This window comes from Sorangium sp. So ce117 (genome assembly GCF_051524395.1).
GTDB lineage: Bacteria > Myxococcota_A > Polyangia > Polyangiales > Polyangiaceae > Sorangium > Sorangium cellulosum_B.
Window position 1 is genome coordinate 1,520,671 of record NZ_CP150309.1, and the last position, 23,888, is coordinate 1,544,558.

A 23,888-nucleotide genomic window follows, 5' to 3' on the forward strand; every position below is an offset into this window, starting at 1 on the left:
CCGCGCTCGCGGGCAGCGTGGCCGCGCGAGCGACGTCGCGTGGTGCCACGCGCGTGGCCGTCACGGCGCGCGGTCACCGCTGCCTGGGCACGGTGCCGCGCTGGGTCGGGCTTGCAGCCGACATCGTGCAGCGCGGGGCGTGTGGCTGGTCGCGCGCTCCCGCGGTGGCGCGGCCAGGCAGCTGGCGCCAGCACGTCGACACGCGCTGGCGCCGCACGGGTAGCTGCTCGCTGGCGCACGCTCTGGACGGTACGACCCCTAGCCAGTGTAGTGTGCTCGCCTAGATTCCGTTTGACGCCGATCCTCTGATCAGAAGAATGCCCCGCGTCGGCACGTTGCTCACGAGTTGCGGAAGACGGGAAGGGGACGATGGGCACAAGAAGGCGGCGGATCCCATGGGCGATCCTGGTCATCCCGCTGCTCGTCGTCGTACCGACGCAAGGAGAGGCCTCCGAGCTGAGCGCTGGTGTGAGCCTCGGGTGGCTCCATGCCGGTACCGTTCCGCGCCTCGCGGTGGGGCCGCACGCGGGCATATCTTGGCCCATCCAGCGAGACATCCTGTTCACGGTGCACGACCTGTGCACGATCCTACCCCCGATCCAGGAGGACGGGCTCGGGATCTACAACCAGACCTCGGTTGACATCGGGTACGCGTGGAAGGACGGCAACGTCAGCGCGGGGCCGTCTGTCGCGTTCTACCTCATGCCGGCGTGCGGCGTCACTTTGTGCGGCCACGTTGGTGGCTTGGCCGTAGGCGGCCACGCGCAGACCAACGCGTACGTCGCCGGACCGCTCGGGGTGTCGGTGAGCGTCAACGTGGATTGGGTCGGTCGGGGCAGTCTGGTGCTCCCGGGCTATGTGTCCGCCGTCGTTGTCGCTGGTCCTGTGCTTCGATGGAGTGAGAAATGAACGTGAGAAAAGTTCTATTATTGATCTTGACTAGCGCGGTTTGGGCGCTGGCGGCGTGCAACATGACGTTCGGCGACTGCTATCCTGTGGGGGAAAGAACTTCGGGTGCAGGTGCCGGTCCGGGCTCCGAGCCACGCCCCGTCTTCACCTCCTCCGCATCCGGTGACTTCGGGGCCGACCCCCAAGGTGGCGGCGAGCGCAAGATCGCGTGCAACGAGTGGGAGCTTGAAGACGAAGAGGAGAGGACGAGCGACAGCGACAGCGCGGAGAGCCCGACAGCTGGCCCGACGAGCCCGCCAGACCCGTGCCCCGGATTCGGCGACATAGCCGGAGACGGAGCGACCTTCTTGAGCTGTAGCGATGCGTGCAGCTCGAAGTGTCCGCCGCCTGGAATGGCCCCATGGGTATACGTAGATTTCGATCCGTCGGACTTCCCGTTTGTTACCATCGTCACGGACGATGGCACGGGTAAAGGCGGAGGGTGGCAAGAATCCAGGATTAACCTGACTTTTCGGAGACTCACTATCCCGCATGAGATCAAGAAGTGGTCCTGCCCTCTTACCATCGGCATGCCGATCCGGACTGAGATTTATGGACCAATCGATCCAGATCGTGCATCTAGCCTCAGCGAGGAGATCATGGAGGAGGTCGCAAACGGCATGGACTACCACCTGCCGGCAGGTATCTTCTGCAAAAGGTTTGCTGACACGGCGGACGCTGCGTTCAAGTCCAAGTACAAGCGACTCGGCGCCAAGGTGACCAGTCCATGATGATAACTCGCTCCGAGCTCCTCGACGTTGTTTACCGCTTCTACCCGCGCGGTGTGCATAAAATCACGCGCATCCATGTGCCCCCCGACGAGATCGTCTACGAGGACACGGAGGAGCGCCGCCGCCTGGTGGAAGCCGCAAGACGAGGGCAAGCGGAGTACCCAAGGTGGAAGGTCATGATCGACAGGCTGGGGGAGCGATGCAGCCTTCAGAACGAGTCGCTCAGCCTGTTGGCGGGGTGGGTCGAACCGGCGTACTCGGCCCGCATCTGGCTCACCGATGATGCGGCGCTCAGCTTCCACGTGTCCCTGCTCGGGCCATACTACGGGATCCACCTCCCCGGCATCCCCCAGGAGGAGCCGGTGGCGCGCGAGATCGCTGGGGAGATCGAGGCCACGTACCCCGGCTACCAGCCGATCCCGCCGGAGCTCGGGAACGAGGTGGTGCTGGATGTGGACATGGACGGGGTGTCGATGGGCCAGGCGACAATCTACGTGTGCCTCTTCTCGGTCGTGTGGACTTGGGTGGATCCGTAGCTGTCCCCCTGGGTGGATGCCGCCCGTCGTGCAATGAGGGCGAGACCGAACAGGGCAACGGTGAGCCCGATGTATGCGGACCTGCTGCCAGCGCCGTGAGCGCTGCATCGTGCGTCGTTGCTGGTGTCGTCGGTTCCGTCATTTCTGCTGCTGCCGGCGGCAACGCCGGAGGTGCCGCCGCCCCCGCCATTCCCTGCTTGGCCGCCCGCGCCCGGCTCCGCACCGCCGCTCCCGCCCCCGCCCGGCTCCGCACCGCCGCTCCCGCCCGCCCCGGGCTCCACAGTGCCGCCTCCGCCCGTGCCAAGCCCTGCGCCGCCGCTTCCACCCGCGCCGCCGCCTGCGGCCAGCCCGGGTGAGGGCTCCCAGCTGAGCAGCCGCGAGACGACGCGCCGCGTGCGCGCAGCAGGGCCGAGCTTGTCATAGCTCAGCAGGAACCGGCCATCCTCGCCGCGGGCCAGCATCGGCGCATTGCACTCGTCATCGACGAGCAGCGCCTCCATGCCCGGCGTCCCATCGGGGGCCACGGCGCGGATCCGGAGCCGGTGCGTCTCCGCCTCTTCCCACACAACCTGGTAGCTCGCGCCGTCCCAGGCCACGGCCGCCGCATGACCGGCGCTCGTCGGCGAGATCAGGAACGCTTCGCCCCGCCAGCCGCCCGTGCCGTAGATTCGACCGTGCACCGGCCCCTCACCGCCCTCCGGCCAGCTACCTGCGGACTCCGTCCAGACAACGAGCGTGTCCGTGCCGTCCGTCGCCCCGGCGATGGCGGCCGGTGCGCTCGACAGCAGGAAGCCCTCCCCGACGCCTCCCGTGCGGCTCACGGGGACGAGATGCAGGCCCGCCTTCACGTAGGCCACCAGGTAGTCCTGCCCGGCGTGGAGCGGCATCGCGTGCGACTCCGCCCCGACCGAGGGCACGATGGGGAACACCGGGCCAGCGCTCCCCGAAGCGCCGAGCAGGCGGCCCGACGCGGTGTAAACGAAGGGCTCTTCCGCGGTCCTCTCCACGAAGGTCACCAGATAACCGTCGCCGTTGCCGGCGACCGACGGCGTCGCCGACAGGTGGAGCGACGAGACGGCGACGCTCTCCCCGAGCGCGCCGTCGCCCGACACCCACCGCAGGTGATCCCCGCCGGCGCCGAGCGCGCTCCAGGTGAGCACCGACGCGCCGCCGCCGTTCGAGGCCAGATCGATCGCGAAGGCGCTGCTCGCGAGCTCGATCCCGACCGGATCGACGACCTCGCCGGCCGCGCTCACGCGCACCGCGCGCGCGGTCATCCGCTCCCGGTCCGGGTCCGGCTCGTCGGTCCAGGCGACGAGGTAGCTCTCGCCGGTCCAGACGACGCGCGGGGCGCCCTGCCTGTTCGGCAGGGGGCTGAGCCCGAGCCGGCCCGCGGCCAGCGCGAGATCCGGGCCGATCAGGCTGCCCTCGATGCCCTGGCCCTGGAACGCGAGCAGGAAGCGCGAGCCGTTCCACGCGAGCGAGCTCCGATCCGAATCCCAGATGGAGCGAGGCGACCCGTCCGCGAGCCTCACGTCATCTCCCAGCACGACACCCTCGGCCGAGACGCGGGCCCCGACCATCGCGCGACCGTCCCGCTCGTCGGCCCAGGCCACGAGGTAGCTGCTGCCGTCGAATGCCGCGGCGGGGGCCCCGGTGCCCGGGCTCGGCCGCGAGATCGGGAAGTCCCTTGCCGCGATCGTGCCGTCTGCGCGCAGCACCGCGCCCCGGATCGTGCTCGTGGGATCGTCCCGTACCCACGTGGCCAGGAAGCTCGCCCCGCCGGACGCGAGCGCGGCCAGCCGCGCGTTGCCCGGGCCCTCCGAGATCGGAACGCCCCCGGCGTCGAGCGCCCTCCCATCGCTGGCCACCCGCGTCGCACGGATGGCCCGCGCGCCGCCGCCGGCGACGTCCTCGTCCCAGGCCACGACGGAGACGTCCGCCCCGGCGCCGACCGCCGGGCGCGACGCGCGGCCGCTCGTGGACAGGGCGCGCTCGGCGCCGGGAACGGCGCTGCCGCTCGGGTCGACGAGGGTCGCGCGGACGTCGTCGGCCCCATCGTCGGCGAGGCTGAGCCAGGCGGTCACGAAGCGCTCCCCGTTCCACTCGACCGAGGGATACACGCCCTCGTCCGACGTCGAGATCGCGAAGCTCGCCGGCCCTTCGAGCGTGCCGTCGGGGCGCATCACGCGGCCGCGGATGGTGATCCGGGCGTCGTCGCCGTACTGGCTCCAGGTGACGAGGTAGCGGCCTCCGCCGTACGCCACGCTGGGCAGGTACTGCCCGGCGGACTCCTCGCCTAGATCCAGCCAGTCGAGATCGAGCACGTCCCCGCGCGCGCCGACGCGGACCGCGCGGATGCGCGACAGATCCTCGAAGACAACGAGGTAGCTCGTCCCGTCGGTCGCGATCTCCGGATCGAACCCGACGTCTTGCTGGACGGGCACGGGCGGCTCCGTCCCGATCTCCGGCCCCACCTCCGGATCGAGCAGCGCCGGATAGCCGCTCTCCTCGACGACCGAGGCGGGCACGCGCAGCTCGATGTGGCCGTCCGCCCAGCGGGCGGGCACCGGAACGCGGCGGCCCGACGCGTCGATCCACGTGCCGTGGCCGTACACGAACCGCTGCCCCGGCGCGGCGCCGAGGACGAGGCCGCGGGCGTCGCTCGCGACCGAGGGCGCGGCGTCCGCGGCGCCGAGCCGGGCGCTCACGCGCACGACGAGATCGCCGCGCCCCCCGGGCCGCTCGGGGAACCGGAACGCCTGCTCGGCGTTCGCCTCGTGGTTCTTCCACAGCTCGCTGCAGGTCTCGAACGCGCGCTCCGCGCCGCCGTCCGCCGCCATGCGCACGCGGCCCTCGCCGTTCACGCACTCGTGGCCAGCGCGGGCGATCGATCGCGTCGCCAGCGTGAGCGCGCTCCCTGGCTGGAACTCGCCGGGCGCGCCCTCGACGAGAGGCCCGCGGAGCGCGCGGCGGCGCGCCGTCAGCTCGGCGGCGGTGCGCGCCTCGGCGAGGGCCTGGAGCTGCCTCGCCCGCCCCCTGCGTGCCGCCCTCGCCACGGGCTTCGCGCGGATCCGCGCCGCTTCGCCCTCGACGTCGATCCGGTGGGCGGCGCCCTCGGCGGAGAGCCCTTGTCGCGTGGATCGAAAGCTCGCCCGCGCCCTGCTCACGATCCGCCCGAGCTCGACCGGCGCGGCGCCGCTCGGCCGGAGCGCGCGCTCCGCGGGGCGCCCGGCAGGACCATTCCCCGCCGCCTGCGGTCCAGGCGCGCTGCACGCCGAGGCGCACCCCGCCATCAACAGCAACAATGCTTGACTCGAAGTCAGCGTCACGACGCACCTCCTGACGGCCTTGGCAGCCGACGCGCACCCCGCCGTCCTTCGATGGATGAGCCAGCAGGACGGTAACAGCGTGTGAGCGTTCACGTCGATCGTGGACCACGACGAGGTCATGCGACGACTCCGGTGTTGTGACCTGGCCAGATCGCCGAGTCAGCAAGACCCAGAGGACGCTGTGCGCTTGACGGGGGCAGGGGCGTGAAGATCGCCGCCAGGCCGCGGGCCAGACCGAGCTGGCCCGCCGCTCTCACTGCGCTCTCACTGGAGGATGGCCGGGGACGGATTCCCCGTATAGACCTGCGAGCAGCGGGGCTTCTTTGCGTCGGACGGGCAGCGGAGCCCCTGGTAGAAGCTCAGCGTGTTCGCCAGGGGGGCATATCCGCTCGGGACCTGGAGCTTCGACACCGAGCCGAAGTAGGCGAGGCACGCGTCGCGCCACCAGCGCGCCTCGTAGTGCTGGATCTCGAGGAAGTCGCTCACGTCACCGAAGCGCTTGCCATCGATACGGCCCTCGACGGACTTCCATGTCTCTCGCATCACCCCCACCTCATCGACGCCCTGGCTGTAACGATGGACGAGCTCCTCCCAGACCGTCCTCCCCGACTTCAGCTTGTCTTGCCAGCCGACGCGGTGGAAGAAGAGCACGAGATCGTCCGGCACCGTATCCCGGCTCCCGAACTTCTGTCCCACCTGCGCGGCGTACTGGGCAACAGCGTTGCTGCCCGACGAGGTGCGGTTGAAGCCGATGTTGTTCGCGTCCGCCTTGTGATAGTAGACCGGGTTCCACTCGACGCGGCTCAGGCTGTTCAGCCATGGCCCTGGCCCGTAGTGATGGTCGTTGCCCATGATGTGGACAAGGCCGAGGGGCGTCATGTAATCGACAAGCGCCTCGCGTGACTCCATCATGATCTGAACGACCGGCTCGACGACGACGGGGTCGTTCGAGAAGGTCTGCCGCACCCACTCCTCTGCGATGGCCTCCGAGGAGAGGTCCGGGTTCCACGCCAGGCGTCCGAACACGTACCAGTTCGCCTGGTTCATCTGCGATCCGGTCCAGTTCGTGTCGTCACCCACGTTGGCGACGCCCGAGATCGCCGTGGTCGTGTACTTGTGGAGGGTGCCGTCGATGATCCGCGCCACGGTCGAGCCCTCGCCGCCCGCGTAGGTGTCCGCCTTGAGGACCTCCTCGTAGAGCGGGCCGAGGTAGGCGAGGTGCGTGTCCTCGCCGAGGTACTCCTTCGTGATCTGGAGCTCGAGGGCGAGGGGCGTCTTCGGCATGGCCCCGAGCAGCGGATGGAACGGCTCCCGGGGCTGGAAATCGAGCGGGCCGTTCTTGGCCTGCACGAGGACGTTGCCCTTGAATTTGCCGTCCAGAGGCTTGAACTCCTCGTAGGCCTGCTTGATGCGGTCCGGCGGGCTGGTGTCGGAGTAGACGAAGGCGCGCCATATCACGATGCCGTCGTGCGGCGCGAGGGCGTCGGCGAGCATGTTGGCGCCGTCGGCGTGGGTCCGCCCGTAGTCTTGCGGCCCTGGCTGCCCCTCGGAGTTCGCCTTCACGAGGAAGCCACCGAAGTCGGGGATCTGCTGGTAGATCTCGTTGACCTTGTTCGTCCACCATTGCTTGACGCTGGCGTTGGTCGGATCGGCCGTGCTCAGGTTGCCGATCTCGACCGGCGCGCTGAATCGCGCCGTGAGGTAGACCTTGATGCCATAAGGGCGGAAGACGTCGGCGAGCGCCTTGACCTTCGTGAGGTACGATGGAGTCAGGACCTGCGCGTTGGCGTTCACGTTGGTCAGCACCGTCCCGTTGATGCCGATGGAGGCGTTGGCCCTCGCGTAGTCCTTGTAACGGGGAGAGAGCGTGCCGGGCAGCGCGCTCCAGTCCCAGATGGAGCGGCCCGCGTAGCCGCGCTCCACGCTGCGATCGAGGTTGTCCCAGTGGTTCAGGATGCGATGGCCGATCTTCGGAGAGCCGGTGAGCGACAGCTTGTCGAGGGCGCTGTGGCTCTGGACGTGCCGGAGGAGCGCGAAGGTGCCATAGAGCACGCCCACCTCGGTGTTGCCGGCCACGGCGATCACCGGTTGGCCTCCGACGTCGGCGGCCTCGACGAGGTAGCCCTCGGGGCCCAGGGCGCCGAGGCGCGCCGCGAGCGGCAGGCCCTTGATGACGTCCGCTGTGGCCGTCCCGATCACCACGGCGCCCGGTCCGTCGACGGCCGCGCCGGTCCCGACCGTTCCCCCCGTCAACCCGCTCAGCCCCTTGACGAGCTCGGCCTCGGCGATGTCGAGGCTCGCGCCGGTCCCCGACTTGACCACGCGCTTGAAGGCCGCCTGATACTCCGCGAGGCGCCCCGGAATCGGCACCTTCGGGTACCTGAGCCAGAGGTCTGCGCCCGTCTCGTCCGGCAGGGCGCCCGGCGCGGGGTACTCCTCGTCGGAGCCCGACATCCCGCCCGTGCTCCCTGTCGATGCTGTCGTGTCCATGCCGCCCTGGCCGACCGATGCGCCGCCGCCCGTGCCGCTGTTCGCGCCGCTGCTCGCGCCGCCGCCCGTGCCGGTGGCCCCGCTGGGGCTCCCCGCTGCGCTGGAGCCGCCGCTGCCGGTCACCTCGTTCGGCTCATCGGTGCCGCTCGAGGAGCAAGCGCCCGCGAGCGCCGCGCTCAAGAGCCCGACAACGAGGAGCGGTACCCTCAGGATCTTCATCGAATGAGGCCGTCGGGGGGGCGGTCGGCCCGCGCGACGTGGCATCTTGTTTTCCGAAGGAGGCGCCATCTGAATCAGCCTTTCCATGGAGGGTGGCTTGGGAAAGAGGGTGAACAAACCGATTCGCGGATCTCGAGGGTGAATCTCGACGCCCGTCAAGGGCTAAACGCGCCGTGCAAGACCGCAACGCACCGCGGCTCCGCCACGCCTTGCCCACCTCGTCAGAGGTCGCTTCTCGTGCGCTCGTGCGCGAAGTGTTCAGCGCTCCTGCATTTCTGGCGGGGTCCGAGCAAAAAACGTCAGGAATGCGGGCTGAAGCTGCCAATCACCGTGATCGAGGTGCCTTCCACCGGGAGTGCTCACCCGATCGCGCTGCGGTCCAGTGTCTCCGGCGGAGGAGGACGCGGCACGATCGGCCCGCGCATGGCCATGCCGACCCCTGCAGATCTGCGAGGTCCGCAATGTCCGTTCGACCGGATTGCCCCAAATGGCTCATCGGAACCGCTTTGCTTCCGCTGCTCACGGCGTGCGCGGTGAGCATCGGCGACGACTCGACGGGCGGAGGAGGCGACGGACCCCATGCGCAACATCGAGCTCGGCCGGCGTCACCACCTCTGTAGGTCAGGGCACAGGGGGCCGGCCGTGCTATGCGATCGTCGTGTCCAGCGCCGCTGATCCCTCGGCTCCTCCGCCGCCGCCCGCCTTCGCGGCCAGCGACTACAGCTGGCTCGTCGGCTTCGAGGGCGACTGGCGCGACACCTGGTGGAACCGCGATTTCGTCGAGCTCATCGCCCGCCGGCTCCGGCTCCACGAGGTGCGCGCGGCGGTCGATGTCGGCTGCGGCGTCGGGCACTGGGGTCGCACCCTCCTGCCCGTGCTCCACGGCGACGCCACCCTGGTGGGCGTCGATCGTGAACCGTCGTTCGTCGCGCGCGCCGCCGCCGAGGCCGAGGCGTGCGGGGTGGCGGCGCGCACGTCGTACCGGGAGGGCCTTGCCGAGGCGCTCCCGCTGCCCGACGCGAGCGTCGACCTCGCCACGTGCCAGACGGTCCTGATGCACGTCGCCGACCCGCTGCGGGTGCTGCGCGAGATGCGCCGTGTCCTGCGCCCCGGCGGCCTCCTGCTGGCGGTCGAGCCGAACAACTTCGCCGAGAAGGCCACCGCCCTGGTCACCGCGCCCGGCCTGTCGCGCGCCGACCGGCTCGCGCTGCTCGAGCTCGAGGCAACCTGCCAGGACGGCAAGCGCGCGCTGGGACAGGGGGACAGCTCCGTGGGTGAGCGGCTGCCAGGGCTCTTCCGCGAGGCAGGGCTCGGAGATCTCCACGTGTGCCAGTCGGACAAGTGCTCCGCGCTGATCCCGCCGTACGAGACGCCCGCGGAGCGCGCGGAGCTGCGCCAGATGCTGGCGTGGATCGACGGCGGCATCTGGCTCGGAACGGGCGGCACCCGTGACCAGGCCCACGCCTGGTACCTGGCCGGCGGCGGCGAACCGGCGCAGTTCGAGCGGCTGTGGGCGATCGCCATGCAGGAGGCCCGCGCGTGGAAGCAGGCCGCGCTCGCGCGCACGCTCGGCGGGGCGTGCGGGGTGACGTTCTATCTGGTGTCGGGGCGCAAGCCGGCGTGACGCCCGGCCTCGGAACGGCATAACTCGACGATGGCGACGATGGCGCGCGCCCAGGCAGCCTGAGCGACGGCGGCACGATCCGGAGGATCGACTCGGGGGGGAGATTGCTGCCCGGAGCGCTCGCTCCTTGCAGCTGCGTTTCCGGGTTGCTCTTGCTCTCTCATGGTGCCCCGCCCCACCGTGGGGTATCCGCATGTGAGTGGCTGTCCGACGAACACCGTGGTTGCCAGGCAGGGGATCGGCAAGGTCCGCGCGGTGTTCATGATCAGACGCACGCTGGCCGGGAATATTGAGCTCTACCAATTGAACGAGAGGGTTCGCAGGCGTCTCGCTGGTGCACGTATCCACCTTGAGCAGAAGCCCGCGACTCAGTCGTTCCGATCCTGGAGCATCTTATGCGTATGACTCGCTTGCTTGGCTGCATCTCCGCTGCGTTCGCGTTCGGTCTGTTTGCGTGCGCCGTGGAGCCCATCGAGGAAGAGGATCTCGACACGCTGGACGGCGCCCTGGACAGCGCTGACGGCTCGATGTCGGCGGATGTCGCGATTCAGTCGGACTGGGGGAACGGCTACTGCGCGAACGTCAGGGTGACGAACAAGTCCCGCTCCCCGGCCACCACCGGCTGGAACGTGGTCGTCCGGCTCAACGGCTCGACGCTGGCCAACGCGTGGAACGTGACCTCGGTGTCCTCGAACGGGCAGTTCACCGCCACGAGCGTGACCCACAATGCAGCGATCAAGGAGAAAGGTTGGGTGGAGTGGGGGTTCTGCGCGAACGGCAGCGGGCGGCCCGCCGTAGCGTCGGTCACCGGCAGCGGAGGCACGATCGTCGGCACGGGCGCGTCCTCCTCGTCGAGCAGCAGCGCGAGCTCTTCGTCGAGCAGCAGTTCCTCGTCGAGCAGCAGCTCCTCGTCGAGCAGCAGCGCGAGCTCTTCGTCGAGCAGCAGCTCGGGGGCGGGCGGGGCAGGCGGCTCTGGCGGTGCGGGCGGCTCCGGTGCGGGCGGCTCCGGTGCGGGCGGCTCCGGTGGATCCGGCGGGTCGGGCGGCTCTGGCGGGTCGGGCGGGAGCACGGGCGCGGTCGAAGACAGCGGCGCGAGCTGCCCCAAGCCGACGTTGCCCGCCGCCTCGTCTCTCCCGGTGTTCGACACGCATCACGATCCGTTCCTGAGCTTGAGCGGCTCACGCATCACGAAGAAGTCGGAGTGGGCGTGCCGGCGCGCGGAGATCAAGTCGCAGGTCGAGACGTATGAGTCCGGATCGAAGCCCGTGGTGTCCAAGGACAATGTCACGGGGCAGTTCTCGGCGAACAGGCTGACGGTCAACGTCAACGATGCAGGGAAGAGCGCCTCGTTCTCGATCAACATCAGCCGGCCCTCCGGCGCGCCTGCTGGTCCGATCCCGCTCGTCATCGGCATCGGCGGTTCGAATCTGGACAACAGCGTGTTCACGCAGAACGGCGTCGCGATGGCGACCTTCGACAACAACGCGATGGGCGCCCAGAACGGCGGCGGCTCGCGCGGGACGGGCACGTTCTACAACCTCTACGGCAGCAACCACTCGGCCAGCTCGATGATCGCGTGGGCCTGGGGCGTGAGCCGGATCATCGACGCGCTGGAGAAGACCCCGGGCGCCAACATCGACCCGAAGCGCATCGCCGTGACGGGTTGCTCGCGCAACGGCAAGGGCGCGCTCACGGCCGGCGCGTTCGACGAGCGCATCGTGCTGACGATCCCCCAGGAGTCGGGCGCCGGCGGCTCGGCGAGCTGGCGCGTCTCGCAGGCGGGCGCCAACGCCGGGGAGAACGTGCAGACCCTGTCCAGCGCGGCCAGCGAGCAGCCGTGGTTCCGCGCGAACTTCGGCTCGACCTTCGGCAACCGGGTGACGTCCTTGCCCTTCGACCATCACATGGTCATGGGGCTCGTCGCGCCGCGCGCGCTGCTCGTCATCGACAACAGGATCGACTGGCTCGGCATCAACAGCACCTTCACGGCGGGGTCCATCGCCCAGCAGATCTGGAAGGGGCTCGGGGTGCAGGACAAGATGGGCTACTGGCAGACCGCCGCCCATTCCCACTGCGCGTTCCCGTCCTCGCAGAGGGCGGCCCTCGAGGCGTACGTAAGGAAGTTCCTTGTCGGCGGCGGCACCGCGGACACCAACCTGCTCAAGGGCGACGGGGCGACGGCCGATCTGGCCAGGTGGATGAAGTGGACGGCGCCGACCCTCCAGTAACCGCTCGGGGCGACGGGGCGCCTCACAAGGGGCGCCCCGACCGGCACCCGCCCCGGCGGCGGTGAGCGCGTGCGGAGCGGCGCTCGATCTTTCGAGGCTCGCTCCGCGAACCGGGCAGCCTTCGACGGCGCACGCGGTTCGTGTATACCCCTGCAAAATCAGGTTCACGCGGCACGCTTCGCTTGCCTCGACCGGTAAGCCCCTGATCGGAGCGGGTCGCGACCGGCATCTGTACACCCACTTCAATTTTCCTGTGGCGCACCGAATGCGTGGACACGCAGGACGGACGATTTTGGTCCAATCCCTCCCGTCCTTGTGATCCAATCGGAGATCCCGCGGCGGGCGGCGCAATCTGCGCCGTCCCCCTGCGCCCGCCCGCGCCTGCCCATGGCCGAGATGCGTCTCGGGGCCGTCACCAAAACGCGATAAAGAAGGTGTCTCAGATGCGAACGCACGGTAAGAACAGAACAGCGCTGCATTGGGTGCTCGTGATGGGAGGCGCGCTGCTCGGCGTGCTCGAGAGCGGCTCGACCGCGATGGCGCAAGCCGAGGGCTACTTCACGAGCTGGCAGGCGTTCGAGCCGACCAACCCCGAGATTGTTCAGAACGGGGGAGACATCGCCGCGGTGGGGTGGGCAGAGCGGGGCGACTACGACGACGTGATCATCAGCAACACCCTGGCCGGGGTCCCCACGGGGCTCGAGACCAGGGGGTGGGGCCTGGCGAAGCTGGACCCTGCGCTCGATTGGATCAGCAGCAACGGCTATGCGCTCGATTACCTGTTGATGGACATCGAGGGGGACACCCAGACGCACTACGATCTGCTCCTCGACAACGTCGACCGCGTCCGAACCGACCCAGACGCGGACATCTCGGGGGCCTATGTCGGCAACTATGGCTACTACCCTGGGATGAGCGTCGATACGTCCGGCGCGTGGCCCTGGAATGTCGGTGAGCAGTACAAGATTGATCGAGAGAATATCTATTATACGTCAGGCATCAATGTCGCGATGCCGGTGGCGTACAACTCGAGCCAGTCGGCGCTGCATATCGCCTCCTCGATCAATGGCGTGCCTTATGTCGGCGGAACGGCGCCCACCCAGATCTCCGCGATCTTCTGGCAGGGGATCGAGACGGTGAGCGTGGCGGCGCGCCACCTTCCGGCTGGTGATTTGTTGATCCCCTACATCGCGGACTTCGTCAACAAGCCCAACTATGGTGTGCCTCAGTCGCAGGTCCTCCTGCCGACGGACAACGTCGCGCAGGTCCAGCACTACCGGCTCCGCGGGGCGGACGGGTTCAGGACGTGGGAGGTCAACGTCAACCAGTCGGGGGCAACCACCTACTACTATCAGACGTATGGCAACGTCGTCACCGCGACGCTCGCGTTCACTGCCGACATGGCCGACGCATGGCAGGCGCTGGACGGCGTGTTCGCGCGGGACGGCGAGCTGCGCACCCTCAACCTGGCGACCAACAAGAACGCCGGCATCGAGTGGTCCGGTGTTCAGAGAGGGGGCCGCGTCGATGTGCTGGTGAGCAACATGAACACCACCACGCAGCACGCCGACTGGTCTCATGTGGCGGCGTTGCCCTCCCAGTCGCCGGACGTCGCTTACCACGATCACGTGCGCCTTCAGTATGAGGCCTGCACCATGGATCGCGAGGACTACGAGCAGCACGTCTTTGGCAACGCGATGAACAACCAAGGCGCGAACAGCTGGTCGGGGGCGAACCCGGACAAGTTCGCGATCGGCTCGCCGCCGGGAAGCGGGAATGTCTCCGAGCAGAGCATCGTCTCCACGGGCGGCTACAACGGCAAGGTAGCCTGGTCGGCGTTCGATGGTCCGAGCTTCAGCAGCACGGAGAAGGTCGTCTACTCGGGTCTCATCTACAATGCCATCTCAGGCGTCGCGTTCGAGCCGATCAACGTGGCCGGCGGGAGCCCGACGGGCTACGCCCTCCCTGCCTACCAGGGGCCGACCGTTTCCATGGCCTGGGGGGCGCTCCGTCTTCGCTCTGGCTATGACGGCGGAGATGTCTATCAAGCCGTCAACATCCCCGCCACGATGGGCAAATGGCTGGAGGTGAAGCTGGTCGTCAATCCCACCGTGGGCACCGGTCTTGGCTCGCTGTACGTCCGCAATGTGACGGACGGGCAGAAGGACTTCACGCGCGTCGTCTTCGACAACCTCACGACGACCGGCGTGACCGAGCGGGTGCTGGTTGTCCCGCTGCTCATGGGCGTGAACAAGAACCCCTCCAACTTCAATGGATTCGTCGTGGCGGCCTACGGCGACAGCAATGCCGTGGATGACCTCTCGATGGGGTACTACGTGCCGCAGATGAATGACAATTTCGATCATTATCAGTCTGGCGTCGCCATGGATAGTCAGGTTGTTCCGCAGCTCGTGTGGAAGGGGCCAGCCTCCGGCGGGCCGGGGCAGCTCACGGCTTCCGCGCCGTACGGCACCGGTAATCCCTCGACGCTGGCGGTGAACCCGTCGGGCTCGACGTTGGCCCGCGCCTGGTGGGAGACCGAGCTGACCGACCACGACGCGAGCGACCTGACTGTCTATTCCGGGCAGCTGTACGGCACCACAGGGGTTTACTTTGCTCCTGTCAACACGGTCGCCAGCGCGAGCAACGGCCTTACCCCGAACTACTACGTCGGGTTCCTTGTGCAGTTCGAGCAGGGGCAGCTGCGCCTCCGTGGGTCGCGGGACAGCGGCGAGCTGTACAAGGCGACCAACTTCGCGCCGGCCTCGGGCAAGTGGTACGATATCCAGGTGCAGGTCGACCCGAACCGCGACATCGACGGCACCGCGGGCGGTGACTTCGGCGCCGCGCGCGTCTGGGTGAAGAACCTGACGGACAATACCGCTCCGGTCCTCGTCGATTTCGACAAGATGTCCACGACCGGCGTCGTGGAGTCATTGCTGGAGGTGCCGCTGTTCTTGAACGCGACGACCCGGAACCCGTCCAGGTGGAACGGGTGGGAGGTCGGCGGTATCAACTCGAGTGTTCAGGTGGATAACCTGCGTTCGGCGTTGTACCCGTATCTCGATTTCGTCGGCCGCAACCAGTATATCGCCGATTGAGGGCCCGTGGCGGGGGCCGGTCGACTATGCGATACGGCAGGCCTCTTCGAAATCGAGGCGCGGGTTGCGCGGGTAGAGCTTCGCCGGATCGCCGTGGCCCAGGTTGATGAGGAGGATCGATCGCCAGGGCACGTCGGCGAAGAACGCGGCGTCGACCTTCTCCCGGTCGAAGCCGCCCATCGGCCCGCAGTCGAGCCCGAGCGCGCGGGCCGCGAGGATCAGGTAGCCGGCCTGGAGCGAGGCGTTCTGGAGGAGAAAGAAGTCGCGCTGCTCCGGCGGCATCCCGGCGAGGGCCTCGCCCATCGTCGGGCGCGCCGGGAAGAGCTTCGGCATCTTCTCGTGAAAGCGCGTGTCGTAGGCGATGATCGCGGTGACGGGCGCGCTCATTGTCTTCTCGACGTTGCCCTCCGCGAGGCAGGGGCGCAGGCGCTCCTTGGCCTCAGGGCTCTTTACGAAGACGACCCGCGCCGGCACGCTGTTGGCCGCGGTCGGGCCGAGGCGCAGGGCCTCGTAGAGGCGGTGCAGGGTCGCGTCGTCGATGGGCTCGGCGAGCCAGCCGTTGTGGGTGCGGGCTTCGAGGAGGACTTGCTGGAGGAGTTGGTCGCTCATGATGCTTGCTCGGTGGTACGTGGGTGAGGTGGGGCGAGTCGTTCCGTGAGATCCCGCCTCAGGTCGCGAGCGCGTGCTCGCCGACGCGGGCCTCGGTCGATCCAGTAGCCGATGGTGCGTGCCTTGTCGTTCATGAGCGGGCATTCTGAGGCCTGGACACGCATGTAACAATGCATCAACAGTTGGAAGCACCTGCCAGGATTTGATCCAGATGGACGAACCCCTCGAGACCTCCGAGCTCCTCGCCTTCTCGAAGACCGTGGAGGCCGGATCCCTGTCCCGCGCCGCCGCCGAGCTCGGCGTCCCTCGCGCCACCATCAGCCGCCGCCTCGCGCGGCTGGAGGAGCGGCTCGACGTGCGCTTGCTCCGCCGGACGACGCGCAGCCTCGCCCCCACCGACGCGGGCGAGGCGCTCTACCGCCACGCCCGCGTCGTGCTCGACGCCGTCCACCACGCCGAGGCGAGCGTGCGCAAGGCCGACGGCGCCGTGCGCGGCGAGCTGCGCGTCTCGGTGCCGCCGATGGTGGACACGAGCTTCAACGCGATGATCTGCGATTTTGCGCGGCGCTACCCCGAGGTCCGCCTTCACGTCCACAACACGACCCAGCACGTCGACCTCCAGCGCGGCGGCTACGACGTCGCGCTCCGCGCGAGCAGCGCGCTCGAGCCCGGCCTCGTCGCCCGGACGCTGGCGCGCATGCCGCTCCTCGCGGTCGCCTCGCCCGCGTACCTCGAGGCCCGCGGCACGCCGCGCACGCGCCGTGATCTGCGGAGCCACCGCTGCATGATGGGCTTCGCCCGGGGGGAGCTGCCGCAGACGCACTGGCCGTCCTCCGGCGGTAGGTTCCAGGTCGAGGGCGCGCTCTTCACGAACGACCTCCTCCTGCTCTGCGACGCCGCGCTCCAGGGCCTCGGCATCGCGCTCTTGCCGCAGCAGGTCGTGCGCCCTCACCTCGAGAGCGGCGCCCTCCTGCACGTGCTGCCAGGCGCGATCCAGGCGGACTCGCACATCGCGGTGGTCTACGTGGAGCGGGAGTTCATGCCGCCGCAACTCCGCGCCTTCATCGACGCGGTGATGGCGTGGGGAGGGGAGAACCTCCTCCCGTGCGCCGACGCGCCGAAGCCGAAGCGGGCGGCGAAGAGCGGCCTGCGCCCGGGCTCGAGATCACCCGGCGGCGCCCGGCGCGCCTCCGGATAGCCTCGCCCCGCAGGCTGTGGAGTGAAGGCGGCGCCTTCGATGCTCATCGACCGGTGTTTCTGGCGGGATTTCAGACACGCGGAACTAGAATAGCGATCACGTTGTTCAAGCGAGAAATAAACCGCCAAGACACCAAGGACGCCAAGATAAGATTCTCTTCTTGGCGTTTTTGGTGTCTTGGGTGCGCCGGTAAAACCGGCATCAGGAAGTAGGTGAGCATGCAGCAGTACAGAAGCAAGTCCTACCCCGGGAGGTGCCCACCCCCGGGAAGTCAACCTTGCGGCGGCGTGGGCGACCACGACGGCGAAGCGTAGGAAGACGAGCGGACGGGCCGGGCGATGGAGCCTCGAAAACAAATCAGTCAGTGGGAGCCGACGCGTTCCAAGACCGCGGAAGGCCACGGTGCAGCGGCCGCAAAGACAGCGGTGGGCGATGGCACTGCACTCCCCTCGGGGTCGGAGAGTTCGGCACGTCAGCACTTGCCTGATGAACGGGAACCGGGAGGCCTCGGAGGCGCCTCTTCGCCAGTGGTGGGCGGGAGGCAGGCGCGGGAAGGCGACAAGCCGCAAGCCGCAGGGGCGAAAGCCCCGGAGCCGCATGCCCCGATGGAGTCGGACGAGCCCATAGTACCGAAGAAGTCGGCGAACTCGCGGGTAACGCCCGAGGAGTCGATGGAGGGAAGGGGCGAGGCCAACGGGAATCTCGACCAGCGAAACGCGTCCCGGGCTCAGGATCGGCAAGACGCGCTCACGCACCTGGATCGAGTCGGAAAGCGAGCGACGAAGGAGAAAGGGACGCGGTTCGATAACCTGCTGAGCTACATCAAGGCGCCGCTGCTGAAGGAGGCGTACGAGCGCCTGCGGAAAGACGCGGCACCTGGCGTCGACGGTGAGACGTGGAGCAGCTACGGCGAGAGGCTGGACGCACGGCTGCTCGACCTTCAGGACCGCGTACAACGCGGAAGCTACCATCCGCAACCGGTACGGCGCGTGCACATCCCGAAAGGCGATGGCCGCACGAGGCCGCTCGGGATCCCCGCGCTGGAAGACAAGATCGTCCAGCTGGCGGCGCGGATGCTCCTGGAACCGATCTACGAGCGAAGCGAGTTCCTGGGGTTCTCGTACGGCTATCGGCCAGGCCGGTCGGCGCACGGGGCTCTGGACGCGCTGAGCGTAGCGATCGTCAGCAGAAAGACGAACTGGGTGCTCGACGCAGACATCCGGGCGTTCTTCGACACCATCGATCACGGGTGGATGCAGAAATTCGTCGAGCACCGGATCGTGGATCGACGCATGGTGCGGCTGCTGATGAAGTGGCTGCACGCGGGCGTCATGGAGGACGGCCAGCTCCACGACGTGGAGGAGGGAACGCCGCAGGGGGGGATCATCAGCCCCCTGCTGGCAAACATCTACCTCCACTTCGTGCTCGATCTGTGGGCGCATCGATGGCGGAAGCGGCACGCGCGCGGGGAGATGTACATCGTGCGCTACGCCGACGATGTCGTGATGACCTTCCAGTACGAGCGGGACGCACGGGCGATGCAGGAAGCGCTTGCGGAGCGCCTCGCTCAGTTCGGACTGGAGTTGCATTCTGAGAAGACGCGGGTGCTCCGGTTTGGGCGGTACGCATCGGAGCACTGCGGCAAGGAAGGACACGAGCGGCCAGAGACGTTTGATTTCCTCGGCTTTACGCACATCAGCGCGAAGCGCGTGGATGGACGTTTCGCGCTCGTGCGCCGGACCTCCCGGAAGAAGAGGGCAGCAAAGCTGCGGGATCTCCGTAGGAAAATGAGGCGCAAGGCGCACGACCCAGCCAGGGAGCAACACCGATGGCTGAGCGCCGTGCTCCGAGGGCACTACAACTACTACGGGGTACCTGGAAACGCGCGAGCCCTGGGCTCGTTTCGCCACCAAGTGCGCGAGGCGTGGCACAGGGGCATGCAACGTCGCAGCCAGCGGGCTCGTTGGACGAACGACCAACGGACCCGTTTCGACGAGCGTTTCCCGCTTCCTCCGCCGCGCATCACACACCCCTATCCCACCGTGCGCTTCTCATCCGTAGACCGGAGGTGGGAGCCCGGTGCGGGAAAACCGCACGCCGGGTTCTGTACGGGGGGCGGCCCGAAAGGGCCGTCCCTACCGTGACCGGTTCGAAATTATGCGCTTTTCAGGCGATTCAACCCGTTTGTAGCTCTAGGCGCTCGCGCGGGCCCCTCCCTGGCCCGGGCGCCCTCCGCTCAGCCGCTGTCCGAGGAGCTGCTTCGCGCGCTCCGCGCGCTGCAGCTCCTCCTGCCGGACCTCGCTGAAGAAGGAGGCGAGCTCTTGATCACCCTGCTGCTTCGCATCCTGAATGTACTGTGAGTGGGTCTGCGCGCCCTTGAGCGTATGGTAGAGCACGCTGACCAGGTTGTAGTCCTTGTCGGGGATCACGCTGCTCTCGCTGCGGCCCTCCTGTTTGACGGAGCCCTGCTGCCCCTGCGCGCCCATTCCCTGCTTCTGCTCGGTCGCCATATCAAACCTCCTCGACTCCCCCCACCGGAGCCGGGCAATGCAAGCGGGAGACCGCGCGCCGGGGAGCCCCTGTGTCGAGGGGTCTGCGCGAGCGGCGCGGTCGCTCCACCCTGCTCGTCGCGTGCTGCAAGAGCAGGCAGACGCCCGCGCAGGATCGCACCACCCTGCGCGATCGCGCCCCCTCACGCCGAGAAGGCCGCGAGCGCGCTCGACGCAGCCCGCGCCAGGCCATCGCAGCAGGCACGGCTCAGCTCGCAAGACACGCTCCCCGGGGCGCCTGCCGGGCTGATCCTGGCGGGCTCACAGAAGGCTCCTCCTCTCCCGCATTCTCCTCGCGACCGCACGTCGCCAGCCTTGTTCTCTCCGCTCTGGTCGGATCTTCCGGCGTGTCGGCGGCTGCCGAGACTGCCCATCGTGGACACGTGGTGATCGCCCCCACGGCAGCGAGAACTCAGGCGGTTCCAGGCCCGGGCGAGCTGATACGCTGCGCCTCACGCACCAGCTCGTCCCTCCGAGCCCTCACCCTATCCTTCCATGAAATCACGGTCTCACGGCTTTCCTCTCTCCCTTCCCACTCTCGCTCCGGCGCTCGCGTGCGTCGCGCTCACGGCCGCGGCGTGCGGCTCTGACACCCCCGGGCCGAGCGAGCCGCGGGACACCGGCGTCCATCCGCGGCTCCTCGCGCGCCCGGAGCACCGCGACCTCCTGCGGTCGCGCGTCGATCGCGAGCCCTACGCCTCGATCCTCGCCACGCTGAAGCGCCGCGCCGACCGCGCCTACGAGGAGGAGCCCGACCCCGCTTCATGGGACCACAAGACGAACGGCAACAACGCCTCGACCGCGCAGGCGAATGCCCTCCTTGCCTGGGCCTTCGAGGACCGGGCGGCGGCGGACAAGGCGCGCGAGTTCCTGCGCCGCCTGGAGACCGACTGGGACACGAACACGGTCCTCGACATGAACATCCGGATGGCGAGGATCCTCATGGGGTACACGAACACGTGGGACCTCCTGAGCGCCACGCCGTGGTTCCCCGACGAGGAGTCCGCCCAGGCCGAGAGAAAGATCACCGACATCACCGGTCAGTTTTTCGCCAAGTACCTCGAGCACGATTTCTATCGAGATCTCCTGCTGCGCCCCGCGCAGAACAACCACCCGATCCGGACCGCCGACGCGATCGGCTATGTGGCGCTCGCGTTCCCCGAGCACCCGGCGGCCGCGACCTGGTGGAACTGGTCGATCTCGGAGCTCGATTACCTCTGGGGCCCGGACGGCCAGTACGTGCAGCCCGACGGCGGGGCGTCCGAGGGCCCGTATTACTCCGGCTTCGCCTGGGGCCCCACGGCGGCGTTCTTCATCGCCCTCGACAACGCGCTCGAGGGCGAGGTGGCCTTCACCCGCGACTGCCGTACCCGCTCCGACGAGGACCCGTGGGCCGGGCACGGCTGCGTCGACGGCGAGCAGGGCGCGCTGGAGGTCCCGCTGCGCGGCGGGCTCTTCACGAAGGCCGTCGACTGGTCGCTGTCGCTGCGACTCCCCTGGGGCAGCCGGCCCCCGGTCGACGACGGCGTCTTCACCCCGTTCAACGGGAGCCCGCTGCTCACTTCTTTCGGCGGGAGCGGGGAGTACCTGTGGGACTGGGAGCAGAACCGCGACCCCCAGGCCATGGAGTTCGGCGCCGACCTCATCGCCCATCACCTGCTCTACGTCGACGACGCAGTGGCCCCCGAGGCGCCGCGCTTCCTCACGCGCTTCTTCCCTGACACCGGCCACGCGGTGTTCCGCTCGGACTGGGGCGACGACGCGCGCTGGCTCCTGCTGCTCGCGGAGCACGGCTCGGCGCGCAAGGCGATCCACGACCACGTGGACGGCACGTCGTTCTCCCTCGCGGCCTACGGAGAGTACCTGTTGATCGACGCCGGCTACTACAAGCCCGATTCGCTCGACAACGCCAAGACCAGCCAGTCGCCGTCGCACAACGTGATTCTGATCGACGGCCGATCCGCGCCCGACAAGGGGCTCTTCAACGATTTCGGCGACGCGGACGCGTTTCTCCGGAACACCCACGACGGCGACGCCGTCGACTACGCGGAGGCGCACCAGGACTACCAGGACACTCACGTCGAGCGATCCGTGGCCTTCGTCGACGGCCGCTACTTCGTGGTCGGCGACCGCCTCTCGACGTCGCACCCGGCGGCCCGCGCGCACGCGTGGCGGCTGCACGGCTACGCGGGGCTCACGTCCGGAGGCACCTTCGAGCTCCTCCCCGACGGCGGCCGATGGGAGCGGGCGCGGGCGGGGGTCGAGGCGCGCGTGCAGTCGACGTCGCCGGGGCTCGCGGTCGTGGAGCCGCCGTACACTCCGCTCACGGTGCCCCACGTCCACGAGTTCGAGGAGGACCGCAAGGCCGCCGACCACGCGGTCATCGACGCAGCCGTGCAGGCCGAGGCGCCGGGGTTCCTGGCGGTGCTCCTGCCCTACAAGGTCGGCGTGGACGCGGGGCCCGACGCGCCGCTCCAGGCGGCGCCGATCGCGGCGGAGCCCGGGGTCGTCGCGTGGCAGATCGAGAGTGAAGGAGGGACCGACGTCGCGGTGCTGCGGAGCAAGGGAGCCCCGGAGGCGCTGGCGCTGCCTGGGGGGCAGTTCCTCGAGACCGACGCGGAGCTCGTCGTGCTGCGGATCGAGGGCGACCGGCCGTTCGCGCTGATGGCGAGGGGGACCAGGGTGCTCCTCGACGGGAGCCCCCGCGTCACCGCGCCCGACGCCACCAGCCTCGCCGTGGAGGAGTGAAATGCCCCCTCGCGAACGTGGACGTGAACGTAGTCGTGGCCGTGGTCGTCAACGACAAGAACGTGGACGTGAACGTGAACGTGAACGTGAACGTAGTCGTGGACGTGAACGTGGTCGTGGTCGTGGTCGTCAACGACAAGAACGTGGACGTGACCGGTCTGCCGATACCTCGGTCCACGACCACGACCACGACCACGACCACGACCACGTTCACGACCACGTTCACGTCCACGACCACGACCACGGCCGCGACCAGATGCCGCCGAGAGCGCGCCCTCACCTGTCGCGCCGGTGGTCGCGCTTCCGCGCGCTGCTCGTCGCTGCCGCCGCGTGCGCCGCTGCGGCCGGCGGGTGCGCGGGGGATTCGGGCGCCGGGCAGCCCGGCAGCTCCGGGGCGGGGTGCATCCCGACGTCACCGTCGGCGGAGGACGCGTTCGCGCGCGAGCGCGCACCCGACTCGGAGAGCATCACGCTGGCGCGCGCCATCGCCGACCGCTGGATCACCGAGCACCCGGCGGAGTCGCTGCCGTGGGACTGGGGCGAGGGCACGGTCATGCTCTCGCTTGTCGAGCTGTACCGCGTCACGCAGCACTCCCCGTACCGGGACTACTACCGGCGCTACCTCGATCACCACCTCGAGTACGGCTACGAGATCACGACCAGCGACCGCTGCCCGCCGGCCATGGCCGCGCTCGCGCTCCACGAGGAATCGTGCGCGGCCCCCTATGCGAAGGTCGTCGACGACGTGCTCCGCTACCTCTACGAGGAAGCCCGCCGGACGGAGCAGGGCGGCATCAGCCACCTCGGCGTGTCGCCGCTGTTCGAGCCCACCCTCTGGGTCGACTCGCTGTTCATGTTCGGCAACGTGCTCGTCCGCGCCGGCGAGCGCTCGGGCGAGGCGCGTCCGCTCGACGAATTCTCGAATCAATTCCAGATCTTCGCGTCGCTCCTCCAGGACGAGCCGGGGCTCTTCCGGCACGCGTACGACTGGGCGGCGCCGCAGGATCCGGACGTGTACTGGGCGCGCGGCAACGCCTGGGTCACGGCGGCCGGCTACGAGTACCTCCGCGTGCGCGCGGCGCGCGGCGAGCGCGACGACGCCGTGGCCGGGGCGCTCGAGCGGCAGGTCGCGGCGGTCCTGGGCGCGCAGGACCAGGACAGCGGCCTGTGGTGGACCATCATGAACCGCCCGGGCGAGATCTACCTGGAGACGAGCGCAACAGCCCTCTTCGCCGCCGGGCTCGCGCGCGGGTTGCGCCACGGCTTCCTCGACGCCTCGGTGCACCCCGCGATCGACCGCGCCATGGCGGGCGTGCGCTCGCGCATCGAGGAGGACGGCTCCGGGCGGCCGGTGGTGACCGGAATCTCCGGGCCCACGACGGTGGGAAAGCTCGAGGATTACGCGGCAGTCGAGCTCCGCGACGATCTCTCGTACGGCGTCGGGGCCGTGATCCTGGCGCTCGTCGAAACGTCCGGGCTGTAGCGCTGCCAGCGCCACGCTCGCCGTGGCCTCGGCGCGCGGCCGCCGCGCTCCTGCGCCGCGGTTGCCTTGCTGCTGCGCTTCGCCTACGCCTC

General features: G+C 68.9%; 15 protein-coding genes and 1 pseudogene. 11 read left to right on the forward strand and 5 right to left on the reverse strand.

The genetic code is table 11. The features are described 5' to 3' along the window. Nucleotides 1–369 precede the first annotated feature (369 nt). From WMF46_RS05640 to WMF46_RS05650, 3 genes are read left to right on the forward strand one after another with little or no spacing between them, the layout of a single operon-like run. A complete protein-coding gene (locus WMF46_RS05640) occupies nucleotides 370–909 on the forward strand; it encodes a hypothetical protein (RefSeq protein ID WP_437984651.1) in 540 nt (179 codons plus the stop codon). Further along, nucleotides 906–1,679: a hypothetical protein gene (locus tag WMF46_RS05645; protein ID WP_437984652.1), complete on the forward strand. Its 774-nt coding sequence runs from the start codon at nucleotides 906–908 to the stop codon at nucleotides 1,677–1,679. The genes WMF46_RS05640 and WMF46_RS05645 overlap by 4 nt, the downstream gene beginning before the upstream one ends. Beyond that, entirely contained in the window at nucleotides 1,676–2,215 is a 540-nt protein-coding gene (locus WMF46_RS05650) for a hypothetical protein (RefSeq protein ID WP_437984653.1), read from the forward strand. Before WMF46_RS05645 ends, WMF46_RS05650 begins: the two co-directional genes overlap by 4 nt. On the opposite strand, the gene WMF46_RS05655 is transcribed toward WMF46_RS05650, so the two are convergent. After that, complete coding sequence (locus WMF46_RS05655) at nucleotides 2,170–5,547, reverse strand: hypothetical protein (protein ID WP_437984654.1); 3,378 nt, start codon at nucleotides 5,545–5,547, stop codon at nucleotides 2,170–2,172. The two genes, WMF46_RS05650 and WMF46_RS05655, sit on opposite strands and share 46 nt — an antisense overlap. A gap of 264 nt (nucleotides 5,548–5,811) precedes the next feature. Continuing rightward, nucleotides 5,812–8,256, reverse strand: a complete 2,445-nt coding sequence (locus WMF46_RS05660) for an alpha-glucuronidase family glycosyl hydrolase (RefSeq protein WP_437984655.1) — start codon at nucleotides 8,254–8,256, stop codon at nucleotides 5,812–5,814. 658 nt (nucleotides 8,257–8,914) lie between these two features. Here WMF46_RS05660 and WMF46_RS05665 point away from each other — a divergent pair. The 4 genes and pseudogenes from WMF46_RS05665 to WMF46_RS05680 all read left to right on the forward strand — a co-directional run bounded on the left by WMF46_RS05665 (nucleotide 8,915) and on the right by WMF46_RS05680 (nucleotide 15,209). After that, a complete protein-coding gene (locus WMF46_RS05665) occupies nucleotides 8,915–9,880 on the forward strand; it encodes a class I SAM-dependent methyltransferase (protein ID WP_437984656.1) in 966 nt (321 codons plus the stop codon). 527 nt (nucleotides 9,881–10,407) lie between these two features. Continuing rightward, nucleotides 10,408–10,632: pseudogene (locus WMF46_RS05670) on the forward strand (cellulose binding domain-containing protein); the annotation flags it as partial. 417 nt (nucleotides 10,633–11,049) lie between these two features. Continuing rightward, the gene (locus WMF46_RS05675; RefSeq protein WP_437987861.1) at nucleotides 11,050–12,108 is read left to right on the forward strand and encodes a glucuronyl esterase domain-containing protein; all 1,059 of its coding nucleotides are present in this window, start codon (nucleotides 11,050–11,052) and stop codon (nucleotides 12,106–12,108) included. A 443-nt stretch (nucleotides 12,109–12,551) separates the two neighbouring features. Continuing rightward, nucleotides 12,552–15,209, forward strand: a complete 2,658-nt coding sequence (locus WMF46_RS05680) for a hypothetical protein (RefSeq protein WP_437984657.1) — start codon at nucleotides 12,552–12,554, stop codon at nucleotides 15,207–15,209. Nucleotides 15,210–15,233: 24 nt separating this feature from the next. Here WMF46_RS05680 and WMF46_RS05685 read toward each other — a convergent pair whose 3' ends face one another. Further along, entirely contained in the window at nucleotides 15,234–15,818 is a 585-nt protein-coding gene (locus WMF46_RS05685) for a malonic semialdehyde reductase (RefSeq protein WP_437984658.1), read from the reverse strand. Between the two features lie 211 nt (nucleotides 15,819–16,029). On the opposite strand from WMF46_RS05685, the gene WMF46_RS05690 reads away from it, so the two are divergent. After that, nucleotides 16,030–17,016 carry a LysR family transcriptional regulator gene (locus tag WMF46_RS05690; protein WP_437984659.1) on the forward strand — a complete coding sequence of 329 codons (987 nt, stop codon included), beginning with the start codon at nucleotides 16,030–16,032 and terminating at the stop codon, nucleotides 17,014–17,016. 605 nt (nucleotides 17,017–17,621) lie between these two features. After that, entirely contained in the window at nucleotides 17,622–19,160 is a 1,539-nt protein-coding gene (gene ltrA / locus WMF46_RS05695) for a group II intron reverse transcriptase/maturase (RefSeq protein WP_437979957.1), read from the forward strand. A gap of 48 nt (nucleotides 19,161–19,208) precedes the next feature. Here ltrA and WMF46_RS05700 read toward each other — a convergent pair whose 3' ends face one another. Next, nucleotides 19,209–19,526 (reverse strand): hypothetical protein, encoded by a 318-nt coding sequence (locus tag WMF46_RS05700; protein WP_437984660.1) that lies wholly within the window; start codon nucleotides 19,524–19,526, stop codon nucleotides 19,209–19,211. Nucleotides 19,527–20,060: 534 nt separating this feature from the next. Here WMF46_RS05700 and WMF46_RS05705 point away from each other — a divergent pair. Continuing rightward, nucleotides 20,061–22,313 (forward strand): heparinase II/III domain-containing protein, encoded by a 2,253-nt coding sequence (locus WMF46_RS05705; RefSeq protein ID WP_437984661.1) that lies wholly within the window; start codon nucleotides 20,061–20,063, stop codon nucleotides 22,311–22,313. On the opposite strand, the gene WMF46_RS05710 is transcribed toward WMF46_RS05705, so the two are convergent. Next, entirely contained in the window at nucleotides 22,273–22,557 is a 285-nt protein-coding gene (locus WMF46_RS05710; RefSeq protein ID WP_437984662.1) for a hypothetical protein, read from the reverse strand. The genes WMF46_RS05705 and WMF46_RS05710 overlap by 41 nt on opposite strands. Before the next feature lie 12 nt (nucleotides 22,558–22,569). On the opposite strand from WMF46_RS05710, the gene WMF46_RS05715 reads away from it, so the two are divergent. Beyond that, nucleotides 22,570–23,796: a glycoside hydrolase family 88/105 protein gene (locus tag WMF46_RS05715; RefSeq protein WP_437984663.1), complete on the forward strand. Its 1,227-nt coding sequence runs from the start codon at nucleotides 22,570–22,572 to the stop codon at nucleotides 23,794–23,796. Nucleotides 23,797–23,888: the final 92 nt, after the last annotated feature.